The organism is Haloferax marisrubri (assembly GCF_001469875.2).
Lineage (GTDB): Archaea > Halobacteriota > Halobacteria > Halobacteriales > Haloferacaceae > Haloferax > Haloferax marisrubri.
The window spans coordinates 538,101-558,626 of record NZ_LOPW02000018.1; the positions used below are offsets into that span (position 1 = coordinate 538,101).

Annotated in this window: 20 protein-coding genes; 8 read left to right on the top strand and 12 right to left on the bottom strand. The window is 66.2% G+C overall.

Features of this window, described 5'->3' with window-relative positions; all coding sequences use genetic code 11:
- A partial coding sequence (locus tag AUR65_RS20390) for a UxaA family hydrolase (RefSeq protein ID WP_233194417.1) occupies positions 1–390 on the bottom strand: 390 nt, incomplete at its 3' end.
- Between the two features lie 86 nt (positions 391–476).
- On the opposite strand from AUR65_RS20390, the gene AUR65_RS17415 reads away from it, so the two are divergent.
- From AUR65_RS17415 to AUR65_RS17425, 3 genes are all read left to right on the top strand, one after another.
- Entirely contained in the window at positions 477–1,160 is a 684-nt protein-coding gene (locus AUR65_RS17415) for a carbohydrate-binding family 9-like protein (protein WP_058568157.1), read from the top strand.
- 93 nt (positions 1,161–1,253) lie between these two features.
- Positions 1,254–1,907, top strand: a complete 654-nt coding sequence (locus tag AUR65_RS17420; protein ID WP_058568158.1) for a ThuA domain-containing protein — start codon at positions 1,254–1,256, stop codon at positions 1,905–1,907.
- A 70-nt stretch (positions 1,908–1,977) separates the two neighbouring features.
- Complete coding sequence (locus AUR65_RS17425) at positions 1,978–2,220, top strand: hypothetical protein (protein WP_058568159.1); 243 nt, start codon at positions 1,978–1,980, stop codon at positions 2,218–2,220.
- A 61-nt stretch (positions 2,221–2,281) separates the two neighbouring features.
- Here AUR65_RS17425 and AUR65_RS17430 read toward each other — a convergent pair whose 3' ends face one another.
- The 6 genes from AUR65_RS17430 to AUR65_RS17455 all read right to left on the bottom strand — a co-directional run bounded on the left by AUR65_RS17430 (position 2,282) and on the right by AUR65_RS17455 (position 9,159).
- Positions 2,282–3,364 carry an LLM class flavin-dependent oxidoreductase gene (locus AUR65_RS17430; RefSeq protein ID WP_058568160.1) on the bottom strand — a complete coding sequence of 361 codons (1,083 nt, stop codon included), beginning with the start codon at positions 3,362–3,364 and terminating at the stop codon, positions 2,282–2,284.
- A gap of 84 nt (positions 3,365–3,448) precedes the next feature.
- The gene (locus AUR65_RS17435; protein WP_058568161.1) at positions 3,449–4,882 is read right to left on the bottom strand and encodes a family 4 glycosyl hydrolase; all 1,434 of its coding nucleotides are present in this window, start codon (positions 4,880–4,882) and stop codon (positions 3,449–3,451) included.
- Positions 4,883–4,945: 63 nt separating this feature from the next.
- Positions 4,946–5,395, bottom strand: coding sequence for a universal stress protein (locus AUR65_RS17440; RefSeq protein ID WP_058568175.1), 450 nt, complete (start codon positions 5,393–5,395; stop codon positions 4,946–4,948).
- Between the two features lie 121 nt (positions 5,396–5,516).
- Positions 5,517–6,653: a mandelate racemase/muconate lactonizing enzyme family protein gene (locus AUR65_RS17445; RefSeq protein ID WP_058568162.1), complete on the bottom strand. Its 1,137-nt coding sequence runs from the start codon at positions 6,651–6,653 to the stop codon at positions 5,517–5,519.
- 120 nt (positions 6,654–6,773) lie between these two features.
- Positions 6,774–8,015 carry a mandelate racemase/muconate lactonizing enzyme family protein gene (locus AUR65_RS17450; protein WP_058568163.1) on the bottom strand — a complete coding sequence of 414 codons (1,242 nt, stop codon included), beginning with the start codon at positions 8,013–8,015 and terminating at the stop codon, positions 6,774–6,776.
- A gap of 91 nt (positions 8,016–8,106) precedes the next feature.
- On the bottom strand, positions 8,107–9,159 hold the full coding sequence (locus AUR65_RS17455; RefSeq protein WP_058568164.1) for a Gfo/Idh/MocA family protein: 1,053 nt from the start codon (positions 9,157–9,159) through the stop codon (positions 8,107–8,109).
- 114 nt (positions 9,160–9,273) lie between these two features.
- On the opposite strand from AUR65_RS17455, the gene AUR65_RS17460 reads away from it, so the two are divergent.
- The 3 genes from AUR65_RS17460 to AUR65_RS17470 all read left to right on the top strand — a co-directional run bounded on the left by AUR65_RS17460 (position 9,274) and on the right by AUR65_RS17470 (position 13,600).
- A complete protein-coding gene (locus AUR65_RS17460; protein ID WP_058568165.1) occupies positions 9,274–10,212 on the top strand; it encodes a dihydrodipicolinate synthase family protein in 939 nt (312 codons plus the stop codon).
- 221 nt (positions 10,213–10,433) lie between these two features.
- Complete coding sequence (locus tag AUR65_RS17465) at positions 10,434–12,383, top strand: hypothetical protein (protein WP_058568166.1); 1,950 nt, start codon at positions 10,434–10,436, stop codon at positions 12,381–12,383.
- A gap of 494 nt (positions 12,384–12,877) precedes the next feature.
- The gene (locus AUR65_RS17470; protein WP_058568167.1) at positions 12,878–13,600 is read left to right on the top strand and encodes a ThuA domain-containing protein; all 723 of its coding nucleotides are present in this window, start codon (positions 12,878–12,880) and stop codon (positions 13,598–13,600) included.
- Positions 13,601–13,802: 202 nt separating this feature from the next.
- Here AUR65_RS17470 and AUR65_RS17475 read toward each other — a convergent pair whose 3' ends face one another.
- A complete protein-coding gene (locus AUR65_RS17475; RefSeq protein ID WP_058568168.1) occupies positions 13,803–14,228 on the bottom strand; it encodes a DUF5518 domain-containing protein in 426 nt (141 codons plus the stop codon).
- A gap of 251 nt (positions 14,229–14,479) precedes the next feature.
- Here AUR65_RS17475 and AUR65_RS17480 point away from each other — a divergent pair, with 251 nt between their 5' ends.
- Both AUR65_RS17480 and AUR65_RS17485 read left to right on the top strand, forming a co-directional pair.
- Positions 14,480–14,833: a cupin domain-containing protein gene (locus AUR65_RS17480; protein ID WP_058568169.1), complete on the top strand. Its 354-nt coding sequence runs from the start codon at positions 14,480–14,482 to the stop codon at positions 14,831–14,833.
- A gap of 42 nt (positions 14,834–14,875) precedes the next feature.
- Positions 14,876–15,724 carry a carbon-nitrogen hydrolase family protein gene (locus AUR65_RS17485; protein ID WP_058568170.1) on the top strand — a complete coding sequence of 283 codons (849 nt, stop codon included), beginning with the start codon at positions 14,876–14,878 and terminating at the stop codon, positions 15,722–15,724.
- A gap of 65 nt (positions 15,725–15,789) precedes the next feature.
- Here the strand turns inward: AUR65_RS17485 and AUR65_RS17490 are convergent, their stop codons facing one another.
- The 4 genes from AUR65_RS17490 to AUR65_RS17510 form a co-directional block, all read right to left on the bottom strand.
- A complete protein-coding gene (locus AUR65_RS17490; RefSeq protein ID WP_058568171.1) occupies positions 15,790–16,182 on the bottom strand; it encodes a putative toxin-antitoxin system toxin component, PIN family in 393 nt (130 codons plus the stop codon).
- A gap of 324 nt (positions 16,183–16,506) precedes the next feature.
- Positions 16,507–18,810 (bottom strand): pentapeptide repeat-containing protein, encoded by a 2,304-nt coding sequence (locus tag AUR65_RS17495; RefSeq protein WP_058568172.1) that lies wholly within the window; start codon positions 18,808–18,810, stop codon positions 16,507–16,509.
- A 210-nt stretch (positions 18,811–19,020) separates the two neighbouring features.
- Complete coding sequence (locus AUR65_RS17505) at positions 19,021–19,977, bottom strand: hypothetical protein (RefSeq protein WP_058568173.1); 957 nt, start codon at positions 19,975–19,977, stop codon at positions 19,021–19,023.
- Between the two features lie 22 nt (positions 19,978–19,999).
- A partial coding sequence (locus tag AUR65_RS17510) for a DUF2617 family protein (RefSeq protein ID WP_058568174.1) occupies positions 20,000–20,526 on the bottom strand: 527 nt, incomplete at its 5' end.

Genomic DNA, 20,526 nt, shown 5'->3' on the forward strand with positions numbered 1-20,526 from the left:
CGAGTCGAGGGCGACCCGCCCGCGCTGGAGGGCCGCGGCCGTCCCGCCGACCTCACGGACCGACAGCGTCTCCACCGGCTTCCCGTCGCGGGCGATTCGGTCGGCGATGTCGTCGGCATCGATGTCCTCGGTCCCGAACTCGACGACGAGCGCCGCGCCGACGTTCGGGTTGCGTCCGACGCCGACCAGCACCCGCTCGGTCTGCGCCCGCGCCTCGTCCGGTTGGTTCGCTCCCATCTGGTGCGGCGTCGCGCGCGCCCACGCCCCCGCCTCGGCCGCGATGCCGCGGGCGACGCAGGACGACGCGACCGAGGTCGGAAGGACGGCGACGTGGTTTCGGACCCCGATGCGGCCGCTCTCCCGGCGGTAGCCGGTGAACTCTCGTCTCATACCACGCGATTCGGTAGCGCCCGACAAAGTGGTTTCGTCGGGCGCGGGCGGAACGCTCTTGCGGGCGGGTCGAGTGAGTCTGTCGTATGCGAACCTACGAGGTCAGCCGCATCGACGCGGCCAGAGCGGTCCCGCTGACCGGCGCGGTCGACGGAACGGTGTGGGAGCGGGCGAACGTCGCCCGACTGGACGAGTACGCGTGGGGCGACGAACCCGGCCCGAAGACGACGGTCAGGGCGCTGTTCGACGCGGAAGCGCTCTACCTCCAGTTCCACGTCGAAGACGACGAGATAACCGCCGACGTGACGGAGCTGAACGGGCCGACGTTCGAGGACAGTTCGGTCGAACTGTTCGCCACGCCGGCCCCGCCCGAGGACGGCTCACCGGGGCGGTACTTCAACTTCGAGGCGAACTGCTGCGGCACGTTCAAACTCGCGTGGCAGGAGCCGAACTGGCGCGAGCGCGATATCGGCCGCGACCTCGTCGCGCCGACCGACGCGGCGGCCGTCGAGGTGGAAACGTCCGTTCCCGGCCCGACGAAGACCGCGTCCCCGGACGACAACTCGTGGTGGCTCGCGGCGCGGCTCCCGCTTTCGACGCTCCGGTCGCTGACCGACCTCCCGCTCGAACTCGACTCGGGGACAGTCTGGCGCGGGAACTTCTACCGGAGCGGTCTGCCCGACGCGCAGAAGGGGACGTGGAACCGCATCGAACTGCCGGAGCCGACGTACCACTCGCCGTCGTTCTTCGGGCGCATCGAGTTCGAGTGAGCGGTCGCCTCGGAGAGTTGCCCCGGACGGTCGTACCGAGCAGGTCGTGGTGGCACCGAAACGGCTTTTCACACGGGTCGAGAACGGCAGACCATGCAACAGCCGTCAGCGTTAGTCATCGGAGAGACGACCTTCTCGTTCCACGACTTCGAGGAGATGCGACCGCACATCGAGTCCGCCATCGGCGACGCCGCCGCGGTGACCGCGACGACCGACAAGGACGCCCTCGCCGACCTCGGGGGCTACGACCTCGTCGTGGACTACCTGACGGACGCGACCCTGACCGACGAGCAGTTGGACGGCCTCCTCGGGTTCGTCCACGACGGCGGAGCGTACCTCGGTCTCCACTGCGCCGCCGACCTCATCAACGTCCACGACGGCGACGGCGGCCTCGACAAGCGCGCCGAGCCGTTTCCCGACCTCCGCGACCTCCTCGGCGGCCACTTCCTCACCCACCCCGAGCGCTCGACGTTCGGCGTCGAAATCGTCTCCGACCACGCCGTGACCGACGGCGTCTCCGACTTCGAACTGTTCGACGAGCCGTATCAGGTCGACGTGGACGACGACGTGACCGTGCTCGCGCGCATGGACCATCCCGACCTCACCGACTACCCGGTCGCGTGGGTCCGCGAGTACGGCGCGGGCCGAGTCTGTTACGCGTCGCTCGGCCACACCGCCGAGGCCTTCGAGCACGAGGACTACCGGCGACTGCTCCGCAACGCCGTCGGCTGGCTGGTCCACGACTGAACGCGTCGGTCGCGGCGTCGCCGGCGTCACCGTGTGAACGTTTATCCCGGTCGGTTCCGAACGTCGATACATGAACTTTCGAGCCGCCGACCTGACCGTGTTCGTGTTCGTCCTCGGCGTCATGCTCTCGGGAATGTGGCTGGCCCAGCAGTTCGGCATGGAGTGGTCGCCGACGCTGTTCGCCATCGTCGCCGTCGTCGCGGCCGTCTGGACGGCGTACTACCGATTCGGCGTGGAGCCGCGAATCGACGCGAGCAGAGGAGACGACGACAACCGGCAGGAACCGGGCGTCGGCGACGGCGCACAGGAGTGACCGACCGGCCCTCCCGATTCGCACCGCCGGAAAACAGAGTTCTCCGATTCGTCCCGCCGCGCTACCGCTCGCTGAAGTACGGGATAATCTCGTTTTCGTAGTGCCGCATCGTCTCCTCGTAGTCGCCGACCGGGATGAGAACGAGGTTATCAACGCCCGCGTCGCGGAACGCCTCGATTCGCTTGATGGCGCGGGCGGGGTCGCCGGCGACGCAGATGTCGTCAACGGCCTCGTCGGGGATGCGCTCGGCCGCCGCCGACAGCTGACGCTCCTGTTCCTCGTCGAACGCCATCTGCCACATGATGGGCGTCGACTCCGCGATGTCCTCGTAGCCCATGTCGGCGAGGAGCGGCGGCCGGAGCGCGAGGTTCACGCGGTTGCGCTCAATGCCGGCCGCGCGCGCCTCGTCGCCGTCGTCGTAGACCGTCGTCGGAACCATGACGGCGCGGTCGATGGCCTCGGGGTCGCGGCCGCGGTCCGCGGCCACGTCGAGGACTTTCCGCAGGTCGGCCGCGTACTCGTCGGGCGAGTAAATCCACGGGAACCAGCCGTCCGCGACCGCGCCCGTCAGGCCGCGCATGCTCTCGCCGTAGCCGCCTATCCAGAGCGGCGGACGCGGGTCCTGTGCGGGTTTCAGCCCCATGTGCGCGTCGTCGAGGTCGAAGTAGTCGCCCGCGAAGGAAAATGGCTCGTCTACCGTCGAGTTCCACAGCCCGTCGATGACGGCAACGCACTCCCTGAACCGGGTGTACGGGTCGTCCCAGTCGATGTCCGAAATCGGGGCGAAGTTGAACGCCTCGCCGGCCCCGATGCCGAGGCCGGCGCGACCGTCCGTCATCTGATCCAGCGTGGCCGTGACGTGCGCGAGTTCGGTCGGGTGCCGGCGCACCGAGTCGGCGACGCCGGGCATGAGAGTCACCTCATCGGTGCGCTGGGCAATCGCCCCGAGGACGGAGAACGCCTCCCACGGCGGGTCCACCAGATACTCCTCGGAGCCGGTCGGGTGAAACAGGTGGTCCGGGACGGTGACGGTGTCGAACCCGGCCGTCTCGGCTCGGACCGCCCGCTGGATGGTTTCCTCGACGTTTCCGTAGCTGACCACTTGACAGCCGAAGCTCAAGCCGCGGCTCGTTGTGCTCGACATCGCGTGTACCGACTGAACGGCGGAATAAATAGCTGACCCCGAAAGCGGGGGAGTGACGTGTTCGCAGGGGGTCGAAACGCCGGCTTACGCCTGCAGGACCGACGCGTCGAGGTCGTAGTCGGCGAAGTACTCGCGCTCCAGTTCGACGAGTTTCGAGAACAGCTCTTGGGCCTCGTCGCGCGAGACGGTGACGAGCGGTTCGTTGAGGAACGCCTGGAACGCGAGGTCGAGGTCGCCCTCGAAGCCGGCCCGCACGAGCGTCTCCTGATTCGTGACGTGGGTTTCGACCATGCTCTCGACCTCGTCGGGGAGGCCGCCCGCACAGAGGGGCGTCACGTCGTCGCCGGAGAGGAGCGCGTTCGTCTCCACCACCGCGCCCTCGTGGAGACCGTCGACCTGCCCCTCGTTGGGGTAGTTGAGGTGCGTGACGAACGTCCCCTCGCCGGAGAGCGCCCGCATGATGTCGACCGCCTCCTCTCCAGACTCGTGGAACTCGAACTCCGCGTCGCCTTCGAGGTAGCGCTCCATCTCGTCTGGCCCCTCGTCGTCGGAGACGCGGGCCGAACTCGGCGTGAGTCGGATGCCGTAGCGCTGGATTTCCTCGGGTTCGTCGATGCTCAGATACCACGGGACGAACTCCACGAGGTGACGGTCGCCCGCCGCGCCGAGGACGCCGAAACGGTCGTAGAGGTCGAGGGCGACCTCCTCGTTGTTCACCCAGTAGGATTCGCCGTCGAGGTCGCCCGGTTCGCGGGCGAAAAGCGGCTTCCGCCGGTCGAGTTCCTCATCGAGGTACTGGAACACGTCGCGGTCGCGCCACCGCGCCTCGTCGACCCACGTGAAGTGGTTGACCCCCTTGACGTTGACCCGAACCTCGTCGCGGGCGACGTCTTCGGCCTCGTCGATGTAGCGCTCCGCCATCTCGGCGAACAGCTTCTGCGTCTTGAACACCTCGTGGCAGAGCCCGATGGCCTTGATGTCCGGGAACTCCTCGTAGAGCGTCCGCGTGCAGACCGTCATCGGGTTCGTGTAGTTGATGACCCACGCGTCCGGACAGCGCTCGCGGACCGTCGCGGCGATTTCGCGGTACTGCGGAATCGCGCGCAGCGCCCGAATCGCCCCGCCGGGACCGACGGTGTCGGCGACCGTCTGATAGATGCCGTACTCCTGGGGCACGTCGATGTCGTGGACGAACGTCTCGCCCGGCGGGTCCTGAATCGAGCAGATGACGAAGTCGGCCCCGTCGAGCGCCTTGTCCATGCTCCGAGTCGCCTCGAACGACCAGTCGCCGACCGCCTCATCGCGGTCCATCACGCGGTTGCCGAGGAGGGCGTTCTTCGACGCCATCTCGTAGTTCACGTCGTACAGCGTGACGCTCCCCGCGAGGTCAGGACACTGCGCGAGGTCGTTGATGAGCGTGTGGGCCCACCCCTGACTTCCGCCGCCGATGTAGCCGATGTCGATGGTTCGGGACGAACCCGACGGTACAGGCTCCGCTTGCTCCGACAGCTGATACATGTGATAACACGTGACGAGACGAGGTCGCAAATAGCTGTCGTTTCGGGGGGTCCGGGTGCGCCGTCACTCGGTCAGGATAGTGACCGGCCCGTCGAAGTTGAGGACGACGCGCTGTGCGGTGTCGCCGAACAGCGCCTTCCCGGTCGGCGAGCGCTGTCGCCCGGCGACGTAGACGTGGTCACAGCCGCGCTCGTCGGCGACGCGAATCACCTCGTCCGCGAACTCGCCCTCGTCGGCGACGACGGTGACGGCGTCGTACTCGACGGCTCCGTCCACCGACTCGAACGCCTCGTCGGCGGCCTGCGACGCGAAGCGGGTGGCGACTTCCCGCGCCGAGTTCGACTCCAGCGGCGTGTTGGCGGCGTCGCTCATCGCCTGCAACGTCTCGGCGTTCTCGACGATTTCGTCCTCGGTGATTCGCGTGAGGAGTACGAGCGGCGTGTCCGTGCCGGCCGCGATTTGTCCCGCCTCAGTGAGGAGGCGCTCGTTGGAGTCCGTACTGTCGACTACCACTAGCGATGACTGCATACCGGTGCCACGGTGCTTTAACGCATAAAACTATCCCGCGAGTCGGAACAGCGCGGGGTCGGGTCGGCGGCGCGGTGCGCGGGGGAGACGACGGAGCGACCAGCGCTCAGCGGTCGGCTCGGTACCGCTCGACCGCGTCTTCGTCGATTTCGACGCCCAGACCGGGGGCCTGTGGCACGTCCACTTCGCCGCCGGTCGGGTCGAACGGGGTTTGCAGAATCTCGTCGCGGAGCGGGTTCTCGCTCCGGTCGAACTCGACCATCATCGGGTCCGGGACGTGCCGCGTGTGCGGGTAGTCCGAGACCGACGCCGCGAACTGGACCGCCGCGGCGAGGCCGACCGCGCTGTTCCAGATGTGCGGCCGGACCGCCACGTTCTCCGTGCTCGCGAGGTCGGCGATTCGGCTCGCCTCCGAGAGCCCGCCGCACCTGCCGAGGTTCGGCTGGACCACGTCGACCGTCCGGTCGTCCACGAGGCGCTTGAACTCGAAACGGCCGTAGTGCGCCTCGCCGGCCGCGAGAGGCACGTCGACGCCGCGTTTGACCTCGCGGTAGCCCGAGAGGTTCTCCGGCGGGACGGGCTCTTCCATCCACGTGATGTCGAACTCCTCGATGGCCTTCGCGGTTCGAATCGCCTGTCGCGGCCGGTAGTTCCCGTTGATGTCGACCATCAGTCGCGCGTCGTCGCCGAGGAGTTGGCGGGCGGTTCGAACCCGCTCCACGTCGGAGTCGGTGCCGTTGCCGATTTTTATCTTGGCCGCCGAGAAGCCCTCGTCGACGGCGTCGCGAATCGGCTCGGCGATGTCTCGGTCCTCCTCGGTGAAGTACATCGTCGAGGCGTAGGCCGTGAGCGTCTCGCGAGGCGTCCCGCCGAGGAGCCGGTGGACGGGCTTGCCGGTCGCCTTGCCGACGAGGTCCCAGAGAGCCACGTCGATGCCGCTGAGGGCGCTCTGGACGAAGACGCTCCCGCCGAAGTGGTACGGGTCGGTGTACGACTCCTCGGCGAGCCGTCGCACGTCGAAGGGGTCCATGCCGACCACGTCGTCGCGGAAGAACTCGTCGACGACGGGTGCGACGACGCTCCCCGGCGCGAACGCCTCGCCCCAGCCGACCTCGCCGGTGTCGGTGTCGACGCGGATGAGTGTCGTCGCCCTGTCGTGGCCGAACCCGCGGGCGTCGCCGAGGCCCTTCCCGTCGGGGAGGCGGTGCGATATCGGGATGACTTCGATGTCGGTTACGTGCATGAAAAGTGTACCACGGAGAGACGCATTATAGCTTGTGCAGACGGCGAACGCGGCGAGACAGCCGGGTCGGGGGGGTGGCGAGGCAGACGAAAGGCGACGAGGCGCGTGCGAATCGCCGACTCAGTCTTCGTCGTAGTGGAACTCGGTCCACGGCCCGTCGCGGAACGGGTAGTCGTCGAGCACGTCGAGGTTCACCTCGACGCCAAGCCCCGGCTCGTCGGACAGCGAGAGGACGCCGTCCTCAACGGCCGGGTGTCCCTCGATGATGTCGAACGCGAGGTCGAAGGGGTACATGCCGGGGTCGGTCTCGGCGTCGAGGAGCGGGTCGTCCTCGAAGACCGGATATTCGAGGAGCGACACCTCGGGCGCGGCCGCGACGAGGTGCGCGTTGGCGAGCAGGCCGACCCACGTCCCGAAGTTGTGCGGGACGAACTCCACGTCGCGGCCGACGCAGGACTCGACCGCGGGACGACAGCCGGTGTAGCCGCAGTGGTGGCGAACGTCGCCCTGCAGGAAGTCCACCGCGCCCGTCTCGCCGAGCGCGACGAGTCCCTCGGGCATCGGTTCGCTCTCGCCGCCGGCCAGCGGCGCGCCCGTCTCTGCGAGTTCGACGTAGCCCGCGTGGTCGTCGGGCGAGACCGGCTCTTCGACCCAGTAGCAGTCCCGCTCGGCGGCGAAGGTGACGAGGTCCTCGACCGTCTCGCGGTCGTAGCCGTCCCGAATCTTCCACCACGTGTGCACGTCGAGCATCACTTCCATGTCGCCCGCGACGTCGGCGAGGAGTTCGATGGTCCGGCGGTCCCCGTCGGGGCCGATGCCCGGTCGGTACTTGTAGCCGAAGAAGCCGAGGTCGCGGATGGTCGCCGCCTGTTCGGCGTAGCCCTCGGGTTCCATGTACATCCCGGCGCTCGCGTACAGGGGCATCTCCGTCGTCGGGTCGGTGCCGTACTCGTCGGCGAGGAGTTCGTAGATGGGCGCGCCGACCTGCTTCCCGCGGATGTCGTACAGCGCCACGTCGAGCGCCGAGATGGCCTCGTGTCGGAGTCGGTCGGGCAGGTCGGTGTCGCGGAGTATCGCGTGGGCGTCTTCGACTTCCTCGACGGTCTCGCCTTCGAGCGCATCGGCGACCGCGCCGTTTACCACGTCCGCGAAGGTCCCCTGCGAGTCGCCCTCGAAGTACTCCCGCATCGCGGAACTGCTCGCGCCGGCGGTGGCGATGCCGCGCGTGCCGTCGGCCGATTCGACGACCACGAGCACTACGTCGCGTTTGAGCAGGCGACGGACGCCGCCGTGGAAGGGGCGGTCCTGCGGCGGTTCGATGGGTGACGAGAGAGCGTATCCGCTGATAGTCGCGATTCGCATACCTCTACAGACTCGGCCACCACGATAAAACTCCGCCTCGCGAGCGGGACTCGGGGAGGGAGCGGAGACAACCGGGAGAAAGAGCGGCGCGCTACTGGAAGACGTCGGACGCGAACGGGTAGAGTTCGTCGAGGGCGACGCGCTCGTTCCGCCGGCCCGACTCGTAGGCCGCCATCGTGATGAGCACCGCCTTGAGGCCGTCGCGGGCGGTCGCGGGCGGCGTCTCGCCGGTCTCTATCGCGTCGAGGAACGCGGTGCCCTTGCTCAGCCACCGCTCGTAGCCGTCGTAGGGGTGGTGTTCGGTCCCCTCGTCGTCGATGACGTAGCCGGTGCGGTCGTCCCACTCGTGGCCTTCGAGGTATATCGCGCCCTCGTCGTCCCAGATGTGGACGTGCTCGCGGGTCCGCGCGACGACGCCCGTGTCGGAGACGTTCGCCACCGCGCCCTCCGCGAACTCGATGATGATGGAGGACTGGCGGTCGAACACCTGCTCGTCGTCGTGGAAGTCGACGTAGGCGTTGACGTGGGTGGGCGTGAGGCCGGTCGTCCAGAGGATGGCGTCGATGACGTGGGTGCCGACGTTCAGGAGGTGGCCGCCGCCGCTCAGTTCGGGGCTCATCCGCCAGTCGTCTTCCTTCTCGTAGTAGGACTGCCAGTCGTGGGTCACCTCGCCGGTGATAAATCGCGGGACGCGGTCGCCGTCGGCCCACTCGTCGTGGGCGCGCTTGTAGGCCGGGTTGAAGTGTCGCTGGTAGCCGACCATCACGGTTTGGTCGCTCGCCTCGGCGCGGGTCGTGAGTTCGTAGGCCTCCTCGGCGTCGGTCGCGAGCGGCTTTTCACAGAGGACGTGGAGGCCGCGGTCGAGCACGGCCGAGGTCTGTTCGTAGTGGAGGCCGTTGGGCGTCGCGACGGCGACGGCGTCCATCGGGGCCGAGTCGAGGAACGCCTCGAACGACCGGTAGCGGTGCGCCTCGGGAACGTCGAAGGAGTCGCCGACCTCGGCGAGGCCGTCAGGGTCCACGTCGGAGATGGCGACGAGTTCCGACCGGGGGAGTTCGACGAACTGTTGACAGAGCCGACGACCGAGGCTTCCGAGGCCGACGACTCCGACGGCGATTGGAGACGAGTCTGTCTGACGCGGCATAGCTTCGACTACAGAGATGGGGCAGATAACTGTTTTGACGGTCCTCGGGCGCTCGGCGTCTCGCGCGACCCCCCTGTCCGAAGATTTTATGCGCGAGTGCCCGGTGGTTCGGGTATGCCACTCGCAGAGAGCGGTGTGCGCGAGCACCTGCGCGGCGTCGCCGCCGGGCTCCTCACCCCGTTCGACGACGACCTCGACATCGAACACGACGAACTGGCAGCGAACGCGACGACGCTCTACGACGAGGGAATCCGCACGTTCCTCGCGTCGGCGAACATCAGCGAGTACCACTCGTTGACCCAGCAGGAGCGAATCGCGGTGACGGAGACGGCGGTCGACGCGCTCCCGTCAGACGTGTGCGTCCTCGCCGGCGTCGGCGGGAGCACGGAGAGCGCGCGCGAACTCATCGACGCCTACGACCGCATCGGCGTCGACGGGATGATGATAATGCCGCCGGACCACACGTACGTCCACGAGCGCGGCCTGCTTCGCTACTACGAGAAGCTCGCCGAGGCCTCGACGGCCCCGCTGGTGCCGTACGTGAAGGGCTTCGACCCCTCAATCGGCTACCTCCGCGACCTCGCGGGACTCGACGGCGTGGTCGGCATCAAGTACGCCATCGAAGACGCCGTGAAGCTCGGCGCGGCCGCCAGCACTACCGGCGACGACGTGGTCTGGGTGGACGGCCTCGCGGAGCCCTTCTCCGTCTCGTTCTGGAACGAGGGCATCGAAGGGTTCTCCGCCGGCGTGAGCAACTTCCGCCCGGAAGTCGGCCTCGCGCTGTTCGAGGCGCTCACCGAGGAAAACTGGGAGCGCGCCCGCGAGCTACGGAACATCTGTCTGCCCTACCAGAACTTCCGCGACCAGACCGGGCAGAACAACAGCCTCGACGGGGCCATCAGCGTCCCGGCGGTGAAGAAGGGCCTCGAACTGGCCGGCCTGCGCGGCGGGTCGGTCCGCGAGCCGATTCGGCCGCTGTCGGCCGAAGACGAGCGCCGCGCCGAGGAACTGTACGACCAACTCGACGACGACATCGAGCGCCTCGTCGACTGAACGCGGACGACGGAAGACGCCGACGACCGACAGCGGCGGGAGCGACGGCCACGGACGAGACCGAGTCGCGTCGCGGTGTCGGCGGGGAGAGTGACGACTGAACCGACGGTTCGGTGACGAGACGGCCGTCTGGAACACGGTCGGTCGGAGCGCCTAGCTCTTCAAACGCCGCGACCCGCGCGACCCAAATATTCATCACCCGAGACGCGGGGTATGTTGGCATGCACGAGTTCGAAGCGACCGCCGAGGCGACTCGGCCGCCGACGTGGGCGCACAAACAGCGAGCACTCTTCGACCTGACGGCCGACGCGGTCGACCGGTTCGTCGCCGACTACACCGGTCCCGACGGGGAACCGTTCTGGCCGCCCGACGACCACGTGGGCGTCGACGGCTTCGACGACGTGGTCGAGGGGTTCTACAACTGGCCGCTCGTGTACGCGATGGGCGGCGACGAACGTCTGCTCGACCACGCCCGCCGCGTGTACGAGGCCGCGCTCGAACGCGGCGCGGAGACTGAGACGCCGTTCGGCCACCCGATGGTCGTCGACGAGTTCGAACAGTGCCGCGACTGGTTCCACCTCGGCGAGGGCAACCTCTACACGTACAACATGGGTCTCGCCGCGCCCGACGACGACGCGGTCGTCGACCGGGCGAAGAAGTTCGCGGAGTTCTACACCGCCGACTCGGAGACGGGGAACTACGACGCCGAGAACCGCGTGGTTCGCGGCCCGATGAACGGGAGCATGGGCCCGGAGTTCTGCGACTTCTCCGCCTACGAACACCACCCCTACGGCGCGGACTACCGCTGGGCCAGACACGGCCTCCCGTGGCGGGACCTCGAGTTCGACGAGGCCGCGGACCTCCTCGACCCGGCGAACGAAGAACGCCTGTTCGAGGTGTTGAACGAGCGCTGCGCGAAGGGCGACATCCCGCTGAACCTCAACATCACGAGCCTGATGACGAACGCCTACCTCCACACGGGAGACGACCGCTACCGCGAGTGGGTCACCGACTACCTCGACGCGTGGCGGGAGCGGACGGCCGAAAACGGCGGCATAATCCCCGACAACGTCGGGCGCTCCGGTGAAATCGGCGAGTACACCGACGGCTCGTGGTACGGCGGCTACTACGGCTGGTCGTGGGGCGGGTGGCACTACATCGGCATCGGGCCGACGGTCGCCGCCGAGAACGCGGTCCTGCTCGAAGGCGACAGAGAGTATCTCGACTTCCCGCGGTCGCAACTCGACATCCTCATCGAGAACGGCATCGAAGTCGCCGAGGACGACGTACACAGCACGCTCTACATCCCGCACAAGTACGGCGGCGAGGGCGACTACCACTACGACGCGTCGGGCGTTCTCACGGAGGACGACGGGGAGGTGCTGTGGCGGGACGGTTGGTACGAATTCCAGCCGCACACGGACGACCCCTACGCGGTTCACCTCTGGTACATGTCGATGCGCGACGAGGACCGAAACCGGGTTCGTCGGCTCCGCGACTGGGGAGAACAGGACTGGCGGCGGGTCGACCCGCGCGCGAAGACGAAACACGGCGACGGCCACGAGTACGCGTGGCTCGCCTATCTCGACGGGGAGTTCCCGGACTACCCGAACCGAATCCTCGAAGCGACGCGCGAGCACGTCGACGAGCGACTGCGCCTGTTCGACGCCGAAGGGAACGAGCCGACGACCGTGGACGAGGACTACCTCAGAGACCGGAACCCCGCGTTCCACAAGGCGCTACTCCAACTCACGATGGGTGCGCCACAGCCAGTCTACTACGGCGGCCTCGTCATGGCCCAAGTGCGCCACTTCGACGCGCGCCGGGAACGGCCGGGACTGCCGGCGGGCGTCGCCGCGCTCGTGGAGTCGGTGACGAAAGACGGACTCGAACTGACGCTCGTCAACACCGGAGCGAGACGGGAGGAGGTCGTCGTCCAAGCCGGCGCGTACGGTGAACACCGGTTCACCGCGGTCGAGACCGACGGTGCGGAACACGGCGTTGACGACGGCGTGGGTGACTCCGATAGCGCGAGCGACGGAGAAGACAACAGCATGGACGCGCTCCGAGTCCGACTCCCCGCCGGAAGCCGGATGTCGATTCGCGCCGACCTCGACCGCTTCGTCGATGACCCGAGTTACGACCACCCGTGGTCGGAGACGGAGCCGTAGGCGGTACACCGCCCGTCGCCGCGTGGGGTTCGGAAGACGCGTACGAGGATTCGAAAACCGTAGATTCGTTCCCATCACGGGAACGACAGTATTCGTCGTGTGGAATCTCACTATGCGAAAGAGCGGCTGAGAAGTCTCGAAACCGGTGATTAGCAATTGTGCCGTCTCACAACGGGAACTCCGAGACGAACGCTGTTCCCGTGTTGGGAATTATTAATCAGGAAGTATCCGGTGAGTCCGGGTCGAGGGCCGTTGGAGGCACCCATCAGATAGATATTACAGTCTTATTTCTGTAACGCAATCGGGCCGAGAAATCGGGTTGGCTTTTCGGAGTTCGGCGGCTACGAAAGCAGAAGTGCCATATTCGCCGTCGATAGCCGTTCTTCTTGCTCATTACGCGTTGTTCCCGTCAAGGGAACGTATTTCACGCGTTGACGAAGACCGCAGTCACGCGTGGTGAGAGAATTTATCAACGGGGGCGAACACTATGGCGCATGCCGACACGAGTCACCGTCTGGAACGAGAACGTCCACGAACGGGAGGAACCGGCCGTCGCAGAGCGGTATCCGAAGGGAATCCACGGAACCATCGCGGAGCATCTGGAGGGACCGGACCGCGAGGTGCGAACGGCGACGCTACAGGAACCCGAACACGGCTTAGACGAGGAGACGCTGAACGCGACGGACGTGTTGGTCTGGTGGTCCCACTGCGCCAACGACGAGGTGACAGACGCCGTCGCGAAGCGCGTCGTCGACCGCGTCCACGAGGGGATGGGCTTCATCCCGCTGCACTCGGGGAAGAACTCGAAGCCGTTCACGCGGCTGATGGGCACGACGTGCAACATCAAATACCGCCACGGCGGCGAGCGCGAACGCGTCTGGGTCGCGGACCCCGGCCATCCCATCGCCGACGGCCTCGACGAGCAGTTCGTCATCCCGGCGACGGAGACCTACGGCGAGCCCTACGACATCCCGGAACCCGACAGAACCGTCTTCATCTCGTGGTTCGAAGGCGGCGACGTGTTCCGATCGGGCGTCTGCTACCGCCGCGGCCGCGGGCGAATCTTCGCCTTCCGTCCGGGCCACGAGGAGTACCCCATCTTCCACCAGGACGAGGTCAAACAAGTCATCGACAACGCCGTCGAGTGGGCGGCCCCGACCGAGGGCGCGTCGGCGCGGTGGGGGAAGACCGACCCGCTCGAACCTATCGACGAGTGAGCGGAGCAGCGCGCGTCGTCGCGGAGGCTGTTCCCCGCTGAGGAACAAATATCACGATTGTTGCTGAACGGGGTTCGCACTCTCATCGCTGTGAGAACCGAGACGGTGTTCGAGCCCGAATCGAGCATCGACACTTCCCTAATTATCAGATTCATACATATCATTAGAATCTGGTAGTTCACTACGGGCCATCAGCAGGTGGCTACGCCGTGCCCGCGGTAGGATTCCACCGTGAGGCGACGGTTCGCACCACCCACCCGCCGATTCGACCGCATCCCAGACCGAAGAGTGGGGCGAGACACAGGACTGCACCGGCGGCGAGCGCGAAGAACGCGACTCTAGACAGCGGCCACGCCGCCGTCGTGCCCGCCGTCACGACGAATACGAACAGTTCGAGAACGCCACCGAGAAGCCCGGCACGGAGTCCGGCGGCGTCCGAATCTGCCGAGCGGACTGCGGCGACGGCTCCCGCGATGAACGCCCCGAATATCATCATACCAGCACCGACGGTCGCCTCCGAGTTCGGGAGCCAGTTTACGACGGTACTGATGGGAACCGAGGCTATCACTCCGACGAGCGCGGCGTTCCATGCCGGAGAGAGGGACCTGAAGCGGGGAATCGAGACCATGCTCGCGTATGTAAGACGGCTAAGAGGTCATATATTTTGGCGGGGTTTGACCCCGGGGTTCGAACTGTACTCGGCGTCTGGGCCGCTCGTGGTACTGTTCGCAGACTGAGAGGCCGGCGGCGACAACACCCTCCGGGAGTAATAAGTATCGTGAGTAGTAGATGAGTGGTATTCCAAAAATATTCTTACATATCGTGACCGGGTTTCGGTACCGGCGTAAGAGATACTACCACACCCGGGGGACGAGTTCCATGGCAGACAGTACGGAGGGCGACGAGCTAGTCGTCACGGAGCTTACCGCCGCGAAATCCGCGGCGTTCGAAGCCGGTCGCACGGAGTCGGTCGAACTACGCGGCGTGTCGGTCACGCGAGCGACGAAGGAACCGGAGTGGGGGACCGACGGCGACCGCGGGGGCGCGGAGCCAGACTACTGTCAGAACGCCCACGACATCTACGTCGTCTCCGGGACGCTCGGTCTCGAACTGGACGACGGGACGCGGACGGAGATTACCGCCGGCTGTGCCGCGACCATCCCGCCGGGACACCACGGCTGGACGGTCGGAGGCGAGCGACTCGTCTATCTGGAGTTCGACCCGAGCGAGTAACCGTGACTACCATACCGTCGGTCCGCGTAGCGGTCCGACGAGATGTCCCGATTCGTGGCGGCCGCGTGCCAGCTAGACTCGCGAGACGACAAGGCGGCGAACGTGGAGCGGGCGCTCGGCCTCCTCGACGAGGCCGCGGCCGACGGCGCTGACTTCGTGGCGTTCCCGGAGATGACGACCTTCATCGGCCCGGAAGAGCGGTTCGCCGAGGTCGCGGAGTCGCTCGACGGACCCACAATACAGCGCTTTTCGGAGAAGGCCCGCGAGCACGGCGTCTTCGTCCACACGGGGAGCTTCTTCGAGCGGATTCCGGACAGCGACCGAGTGTACAACACGTCTGCGCTCATCGGCCCGGGCGGCGAGGTGCTCGACACCTACCGGAAGGTCCACCTGTTCGACATCGAACTCGACGGGAGCGTCGAACACCGGGAATCGGACTACGTCGCCCCCGGCGACCGAACGGTGACGGTCGACACCGACCTCGCGACGTTCGGCCTCTCTATCTGTTACGACCTCCGGTTCCCGGGGCTCTACCGGACGATGGCGCAGTCCGGCGCGAACGTCCTTCTCGTCCCCGCGGCGTTCACGATGCACACCGGAAAAGACCACTGGGAGCCGCTGATTCGCGCCCGCGCAATCGAGAATCAGGCGTACGTCATCGCGCCCGGGCAAATCGGCGACAAGCCGTCGTGGGTCGAGACCTACGGCCGCACGCTCGTCGTCGACCCGTGGGGGAACGTGATTTCGAAGGCGCGGGACCGCGAGGAAGTCGTCACGGCGACTATCGACCTGTCGCACCTGGACGATATCCGCCGCGATATGCAGACGCTCCAGCACGCGCGTCCGGACGTGTACGAGCGGTCGGACGAGGTGAGTAGGGGAAGCGAATGAGCGACGCGGTGACGATTCGTGACACCAGTCGAGATAGCTCCGTCGAGAACTCCGTTCCTGTGAGGTCAGTCAATCAAATCTTCCGGTGCAACAGCGCCGTGATCAAGCAATTCTCCGTCGAAGGTGACCATGGTCGCATCAACGTCGTTCGCTAATGCTAGGAGCACACAATCTATCGTATAGAGTAGATTGTCTCGCTGTAATTCATACGCCGCAATCTGGTCGCTGATTTCGGGCGCGTAGATGTCCACACTACCGTAGATATCCGACAACACCGACTCGACGCGGGACTGCTCAACGCGCTTCTTCTTCGTCATTACTGACCGTATTTCCATGAGATTCAGAATGGAGGTACAGAAATCGTGGTTTTCGTTGAGTAACTGTGTCGCAATCTCACCACGACCCGGTTCATCAGTCAAGCTAGCAATAAAGACATTTGTATCGACGAAGACCTTCATTCTCGGCTTCGTTCGTCACGTACCGCTTCAACGGAATCAACTTCAACATCTGCAAGTCGACCTGAAAGTAGGTCGCCGAGTCGAGCCTGAGGCTCGTCATCTTCGGACGATTCGTCGGTCCAATTCGGCGGCGTTGCGTAGCTACCCATTGCCGATAATTACAGACGTGCCTGTAAATCGCTTTCTCTATTCAGAATTTCACTCCGCTAACTGCACTAAGACAGGTGTCGGTTTGCTGAACACCCTCCACCTAGGTCACACAAGTCTGTCAGGTACTAATGAGTTCGACCGCGCCGTCGGGCCGAATACAGACGCCCGGTTCGATTAGCTCCCGCCGAGGACACGCTTGAACAGCGTGAACGTGAGCAGGGTGAAGAACAGCCCGTTCAACATCCCCTGACTCGCCGCGAGCACGCGCGCCGCCGGCCCGAGCGGGTTGATGTCGCCGTAGCCGACCGTGCTGAAGCTAATGTAACTGTAGTAGACGTTGTCGAAGAGCACCTCCATCGTCGTCTTGTCGACCGCGGCGGGGTCGAAGACGCTCCCTGCCTGCGTTAGGAACGGCCCGCCGAGGGCGTAACACAGCCCGAACAGCGCCGGGAGGAGGAACGTGAACGCCGCGATTCGGGGGAGGCGATTACCGTAGCCGCAGGTGACCTGCATGAGCGTGTTCAGCCCCACGCTGGCGACCTTCTTGCCGCGGGCCCACGTGTTCAGCGAGTACTCGTTGAAGATGATGTCGAAGTTCTTCTGGCGGTTGTAGTAGTAGCGCTTGAACTCGAACTCACGGCTCGCGGGGGTGTCGCCGACGGCGTTGGCGCTGTCCTGCGCTTTGCGGTACGTTTCTTCGATGATATCGGGCGTCAGTTCGACGGCGAACTGACCGGTCGCGCCGTTGCCGACGAAGTCGTGGATGGTCCAGTCGTTGCGTTCGAGATAGCCGTGGTGGTCGCTGAAGTCGAAACGGTCGAATTCGGTGAGACAGAAGCGGAAGTGGTCCAAAAGCTGGTGTTCGTTGCCGTCGCCCTCCAGCGTCAGGTCGCCGATGGTCGCGCGGGTGAGGTCGTACGGCGTCGGCTCGCCGGAGCCCTGCGAAATCGTGCCGCCGTCGAGCGTCGCGTCGGTGAAATCGAGGTAGGTGTCGCGGTCGCCGACCAGCACGCGGAAGCGGGCCGTCTCGAAGTCCGACTGCCGGAAGTCCGCCCGGTCGTGGAACGTCGTCTCCCAGAAGGACGCGCTCGTGAAGTTCGCCGCCTCGAACTCCGCGCCGGCCTCGAAGGTCGCCTCGTTGAACGAGGCGTTGGCTTCGAGGTGTTGCAGTTCGCCCTCGAAGAACGTCCCGCGGAAGGACGCGAGGCCGTGGAACGTGGCGGTCTTGAAGCTCACGTCTTCTTCGAACCGCGCCTCGCCGAACCGGGCGTTAGCTTCGAACTCGACCCCCTCGAACGAGGCGTCACAGCCGAACGTCGCCTCCTCGGCGACGACGGCGTCGCGGAACTCGCTTTCGTCGAAGTTCGCTTGCCCGCCGAACGACGCCAAAGAGAGGTCGAACGCGCCGTCGACGCGGAGGCGATAGCAGTCGGTGCGGGCGGTGAACGTCGCGCGGTCGAAGTTGACCGCGTCCTTGAACACGGCGTCCTTGAAGTCCGAGTAGCGGAACCGCGCGAGTTTGTAGTCGGCTTCGCCCTCGAACGTCGCGCCCTCGAACGTCACGTCGTCGTGGGTCGTCCGACTCCCGCCGTTGAACTCGACGCCGCGGAACTCGGCCAACTGCATGAACCGGGCGTCGGCGAAGCTCGCGTCGTCGTCGAACCGCGCCTCGTCGAAGTCGGCCATCTCGTCGAAGCGGACGCCGTCGAACCGCGCGTCTCCCTCGAACTCGACGTGCTCGAAGTCCGAGCCGGCGGTGAATCGCGCGCCCTCGAACGTCACGTAGTCGAAGATGGCCTGTCTGAAGCTCGCGTCGTCGCGGAACGTCGCGTCCGCGAAGGTGATGTTGTCGTCGAGGACGTGACAGCTCCCGCTGGTCTCGGCGTTGCGGAAGCGCGCCGTGCCGTGGAACGTCGCGTCGGCGAAGCTCGTGTCGCCCTGAAACGCCGTCTCGTCGCACCGGACCTCGCCGCGGAAGGTCGCCCCCGAAAAGCGAACGTCCTGTTCGAACGTCGCCTCGTCGGCCGTCACCGTGCCGGTCACGGTGACTTCCCGGGCGTCCACGTCGCCGGTGACGACCGCTTCGTCGAGTTTGAGACGGTCGACCGTCGCCTCGCGGAGAATCAACCCCTGGTCGAGGCGGCCGTGGGTGAGGTCTAACCCCTCGATATCGGCGTGTTGAAAGTTGAGGACGTGGTTCGTCGCGCCGTTGACGTCCTGATAGGTGAGCGAGAGGTGCGGGAGGTCCGCGCCGACGTACTCGTTGACCCGGGTGTCGGGCGACTGGAGGTTCGCCCGGAGTTCGTCGACGATGTCGTCGCCGGTCACGTCGAGCGAGGCGCGCTCGTCGCGGCTCATGTGGAACACGCAGAACTCGCTTTCGGGGTGGGCTTCGTGCGGGCACTCCCACGTCGTCTGGAGGTGGGCGTCGGTCTGGACCGACGGGTCGAACGTGTACCGGCACGACGAGGAGGACATCAAGGCCGGCGTGGACTCATTTCTCGACATGGCTGGGGAGGGGCGGACGGGTTCGCTGTGGACAGCGGGTGTGGCGGGAACTGCGAGTGAGACGGACGGGTCGGGGTCGGCGAACGCGCTCGGGCGTCGGGGCGACGTTCGAACGCGTGGACAGTCGTATGTGCAACATTGTCTGGTGTTTTGATATATATCTTCGGACCGCCGCCGGCGTCAGTCGAATATCTCGCGGCGCTCGGACGCCGAGAGCTCGGCGTGAATCGCGTTGGGCGAGCAGTGTTCGCACTCGCGGGCGGGGTTGGTGCTCTGCTCGAAGGTCCAAAGCGGCCACCCGAAGAGGAAGAACGCCTCCATCTGGTGGCGCTCGATGATGGCCTCGGCGGGCTTGCCGCAGTTCGGACACCACTCGTCGCCGTCGGCCGGCTCTTGGAACGTCACTTTCCGGCGGCCGAACCCGGCGTTCGAGTACGCCTCGCTCCGGGACATCTCGACGAGGTCCTCGGCGGGGTAGGGGTCGGCGTCGACCGCGTTGTCGAAGCCGGTGTCGGTCTCGACGCTCGACGCGAGATACGGCCCGACGCTGACGGTGTTGTCGTAGCCGACGAAGTGAATCGAGACCGCCGCGCTCCGGCCCTCGACGCGCACCTCGTGGCCGTGGCCGACGAGGTAGAGCTCCACGTCGGAGTTGACTTTCGTGAGGTCGATGTCGTGGGCCATGCCGACCGCGTAGACGCCGGTGTCGGGGTCGGTCGCGCTCTCCGACTGCTTCCAGCCGAAGGTGGACACGTCGTAGTCGTCGGGGGCGGCGACGGGCGTCGCCTCGCCCGCGTAGACGTTCTCTGCACCGGGTGCCGAAACCGCGCCGTCGGCGGCGTCGGCCGCGATGAACACGTCTTCGGCGTCGCCGAGGAGCACGTCGCCGTCGACCGACTGGACGTAGCCGTCTTCGAGGCTGCCGCGAATCTCGGTCTCGACGGCCACGTCGCCGACGGCCGCGTCGTCGGTCACCGGCGCGTGGGTGAAGACGTACTCGGCGTTCTGCACGGCGAGGTCGCCGGCGACGCTCGCGCCGCCGACGAACACGTCCGCGGGGTCGCGGAGTTCGACCGGGGGTCGTTCGGAGCCGTTGAGCGTCACGTCGCCGTCGTAGGTGGTGGCGTTTCGGGTCATCGTTGGGTCTGTCGTTCGGGAGTCATCGCTGCGTCGCTCGTTCGGGAGTCATCGTCGTCTCGGTGTACAGCGCGAGGTCGTACTCGGGATAGGTGTGGTACGTCTCGTAGCCGCCGTCGCCGACGCGGATGGTGGTCCACGCGTCCGGGTCGAACCGGTAGGCGACGGTCGCATCGTCCGAGCCGGGGAAGGCGTCGAGTGGCCGACCTTCGACGACCGTTCGGACGTCGAGTCGGTCGCTCTCGAAACTGAACTCGCGTTCCGCGCCGACGGAAAGTGGTGTCTCGTGGGTCCGTTCGTGCGGCAGCGGCTTGCACGAACACAGCTCGTGGAAATCGAGCGCCGGCAGGCCGACGTAGTGGGACTCGCCGATGACGGTGAGGACCGCCGGCTCGCCCGCGAGCGTCGCCGGGGCGACCGTCTTCACGTCCACGGTCGTCAGGTCCGGCGCGTCGGCGCTGTAGCCGAAGTACAGTTCCGTCGGTGTGTCGGCCGACTGAGACGGGTCGGAGGCGGCGGGCGGTTCGGTTGGAGAGGGTGGGTGGGAGG

Coding starts and splice junctions, on each gene's coding strand:
- AUR65_RS17450 (WP_058568163.1), bottom strand. CDS start 8,015: ATGCGAATCGCGACTATCAGCGGATACGCTCTCTCGTCACCCATCGAA.
- AUR65_RS17430 (WP_058568160.1), bottom strand. CDS start 3,364: ATGTCGAGCACAACGAGCCGCGGCTTGAGCTTCGGCTGTCAAGTGGTC.
- AUR65_RS17465 (WP_058568166.1), top strand. CDS start 10,434: ATGCACGAGTTCGAAGCGACCGCCGAGGCGACTCGGCCGCCGACGTGG.
- AUR65_RS17490 (WP_058568171.1), bottom strand. CDS start 16,182: ATGAAGGTCTTCGTCGATACAAATGTCTTTATTGCTAGCTTGACTGAT.
- AUR65_RS17435 (WP_058568161.1), bottom strand. CDS start 4,882: ATGTATCAGCTGTCGGAGCAAGCGGAGCCTGTACCGTCGGGTTCGTCC.
- AUR65_RS17495 (WP_058568172.1), bottom strand. CDS start 18,810: ATGTCCTCCTCGTCGTGCCGGTACACGTTCGACCCGTCGGTCCAGACC.
- AUR65_RS17505 (WP_058568173.1), bottom strand. CDS start 19,977: ATGACCCGAAACGCCACCACCTACGACGGCGACGTGACGCTCAACGGC.
- AUR65_RS17425 (WP_058568159.1), top strand. CDS start 1,978: ATGAACTTTCGAGCCGCCGACCTGACCGTGTTCGTGTTCGTCCTCGGC.
- AUR65_RS17480 (WP_058568169.1), top strand. CDS start 14,480: ATGGCAGACAGTACGGAGGGCGACGAGCTAGTCGTCACGGAGCTTACC.
- AUR65_RS17460 (WP_058568165.1), top strand. CDS start 9,274: ATGCCACTCGCAGAGAGCGGTGTGCGCGAGCACCTGCGCGGCGTCGCC.
- AUR65_RS17455 (WP_058568164.1), bottom strand. CDS start 9,159: ATGCCGCGTCAGACAGACTCGTCTCCAATCGCCGTCGGAGTCGTCGGC.
- AUR65_RS17475 (WP_058568168.1), bottom strand. CDS start 14,228: ATGGTCTCGATTCCCCGCTTCAGGTCCCTCTCTCCGGCATGGAACGCC.
- AUR65_RS17415 (WP_058568157.1), top strand. CDS start 477: ATGCGAACCTACGAGGTCAGCCGCATCGACGCGGCCAGAGCGGTCCCG.
- AUR65_RS17470 (WP_058568167.1), top strand. CDS start 12,878: ATGCCGACACGAGTCACCGTCTGGAACGAGAACGTCCACGAACGGGAG.
- AUR65_RS17445 (WP_058568162.1), bottom strand. CDS start 6,653: ATGCACGTAACCGACATCGAAGTCATCCCGATATCGCACCGCCTCCCC.
- AUR65_RS17485 (WP_058568170.1), top strand. CDS start 14,876: ATGTCCCGATTCGTGGCGGCCGCGTGCCAGCTAGACTCGCGAGACGAC.
- AUR65_RS17420 (WP_058568158.1), top strand. CDS start 1,254: ATGCAACAGCCGTCAGCGTTAGTCATCGGAGAGACGACCTTCTCGTTC.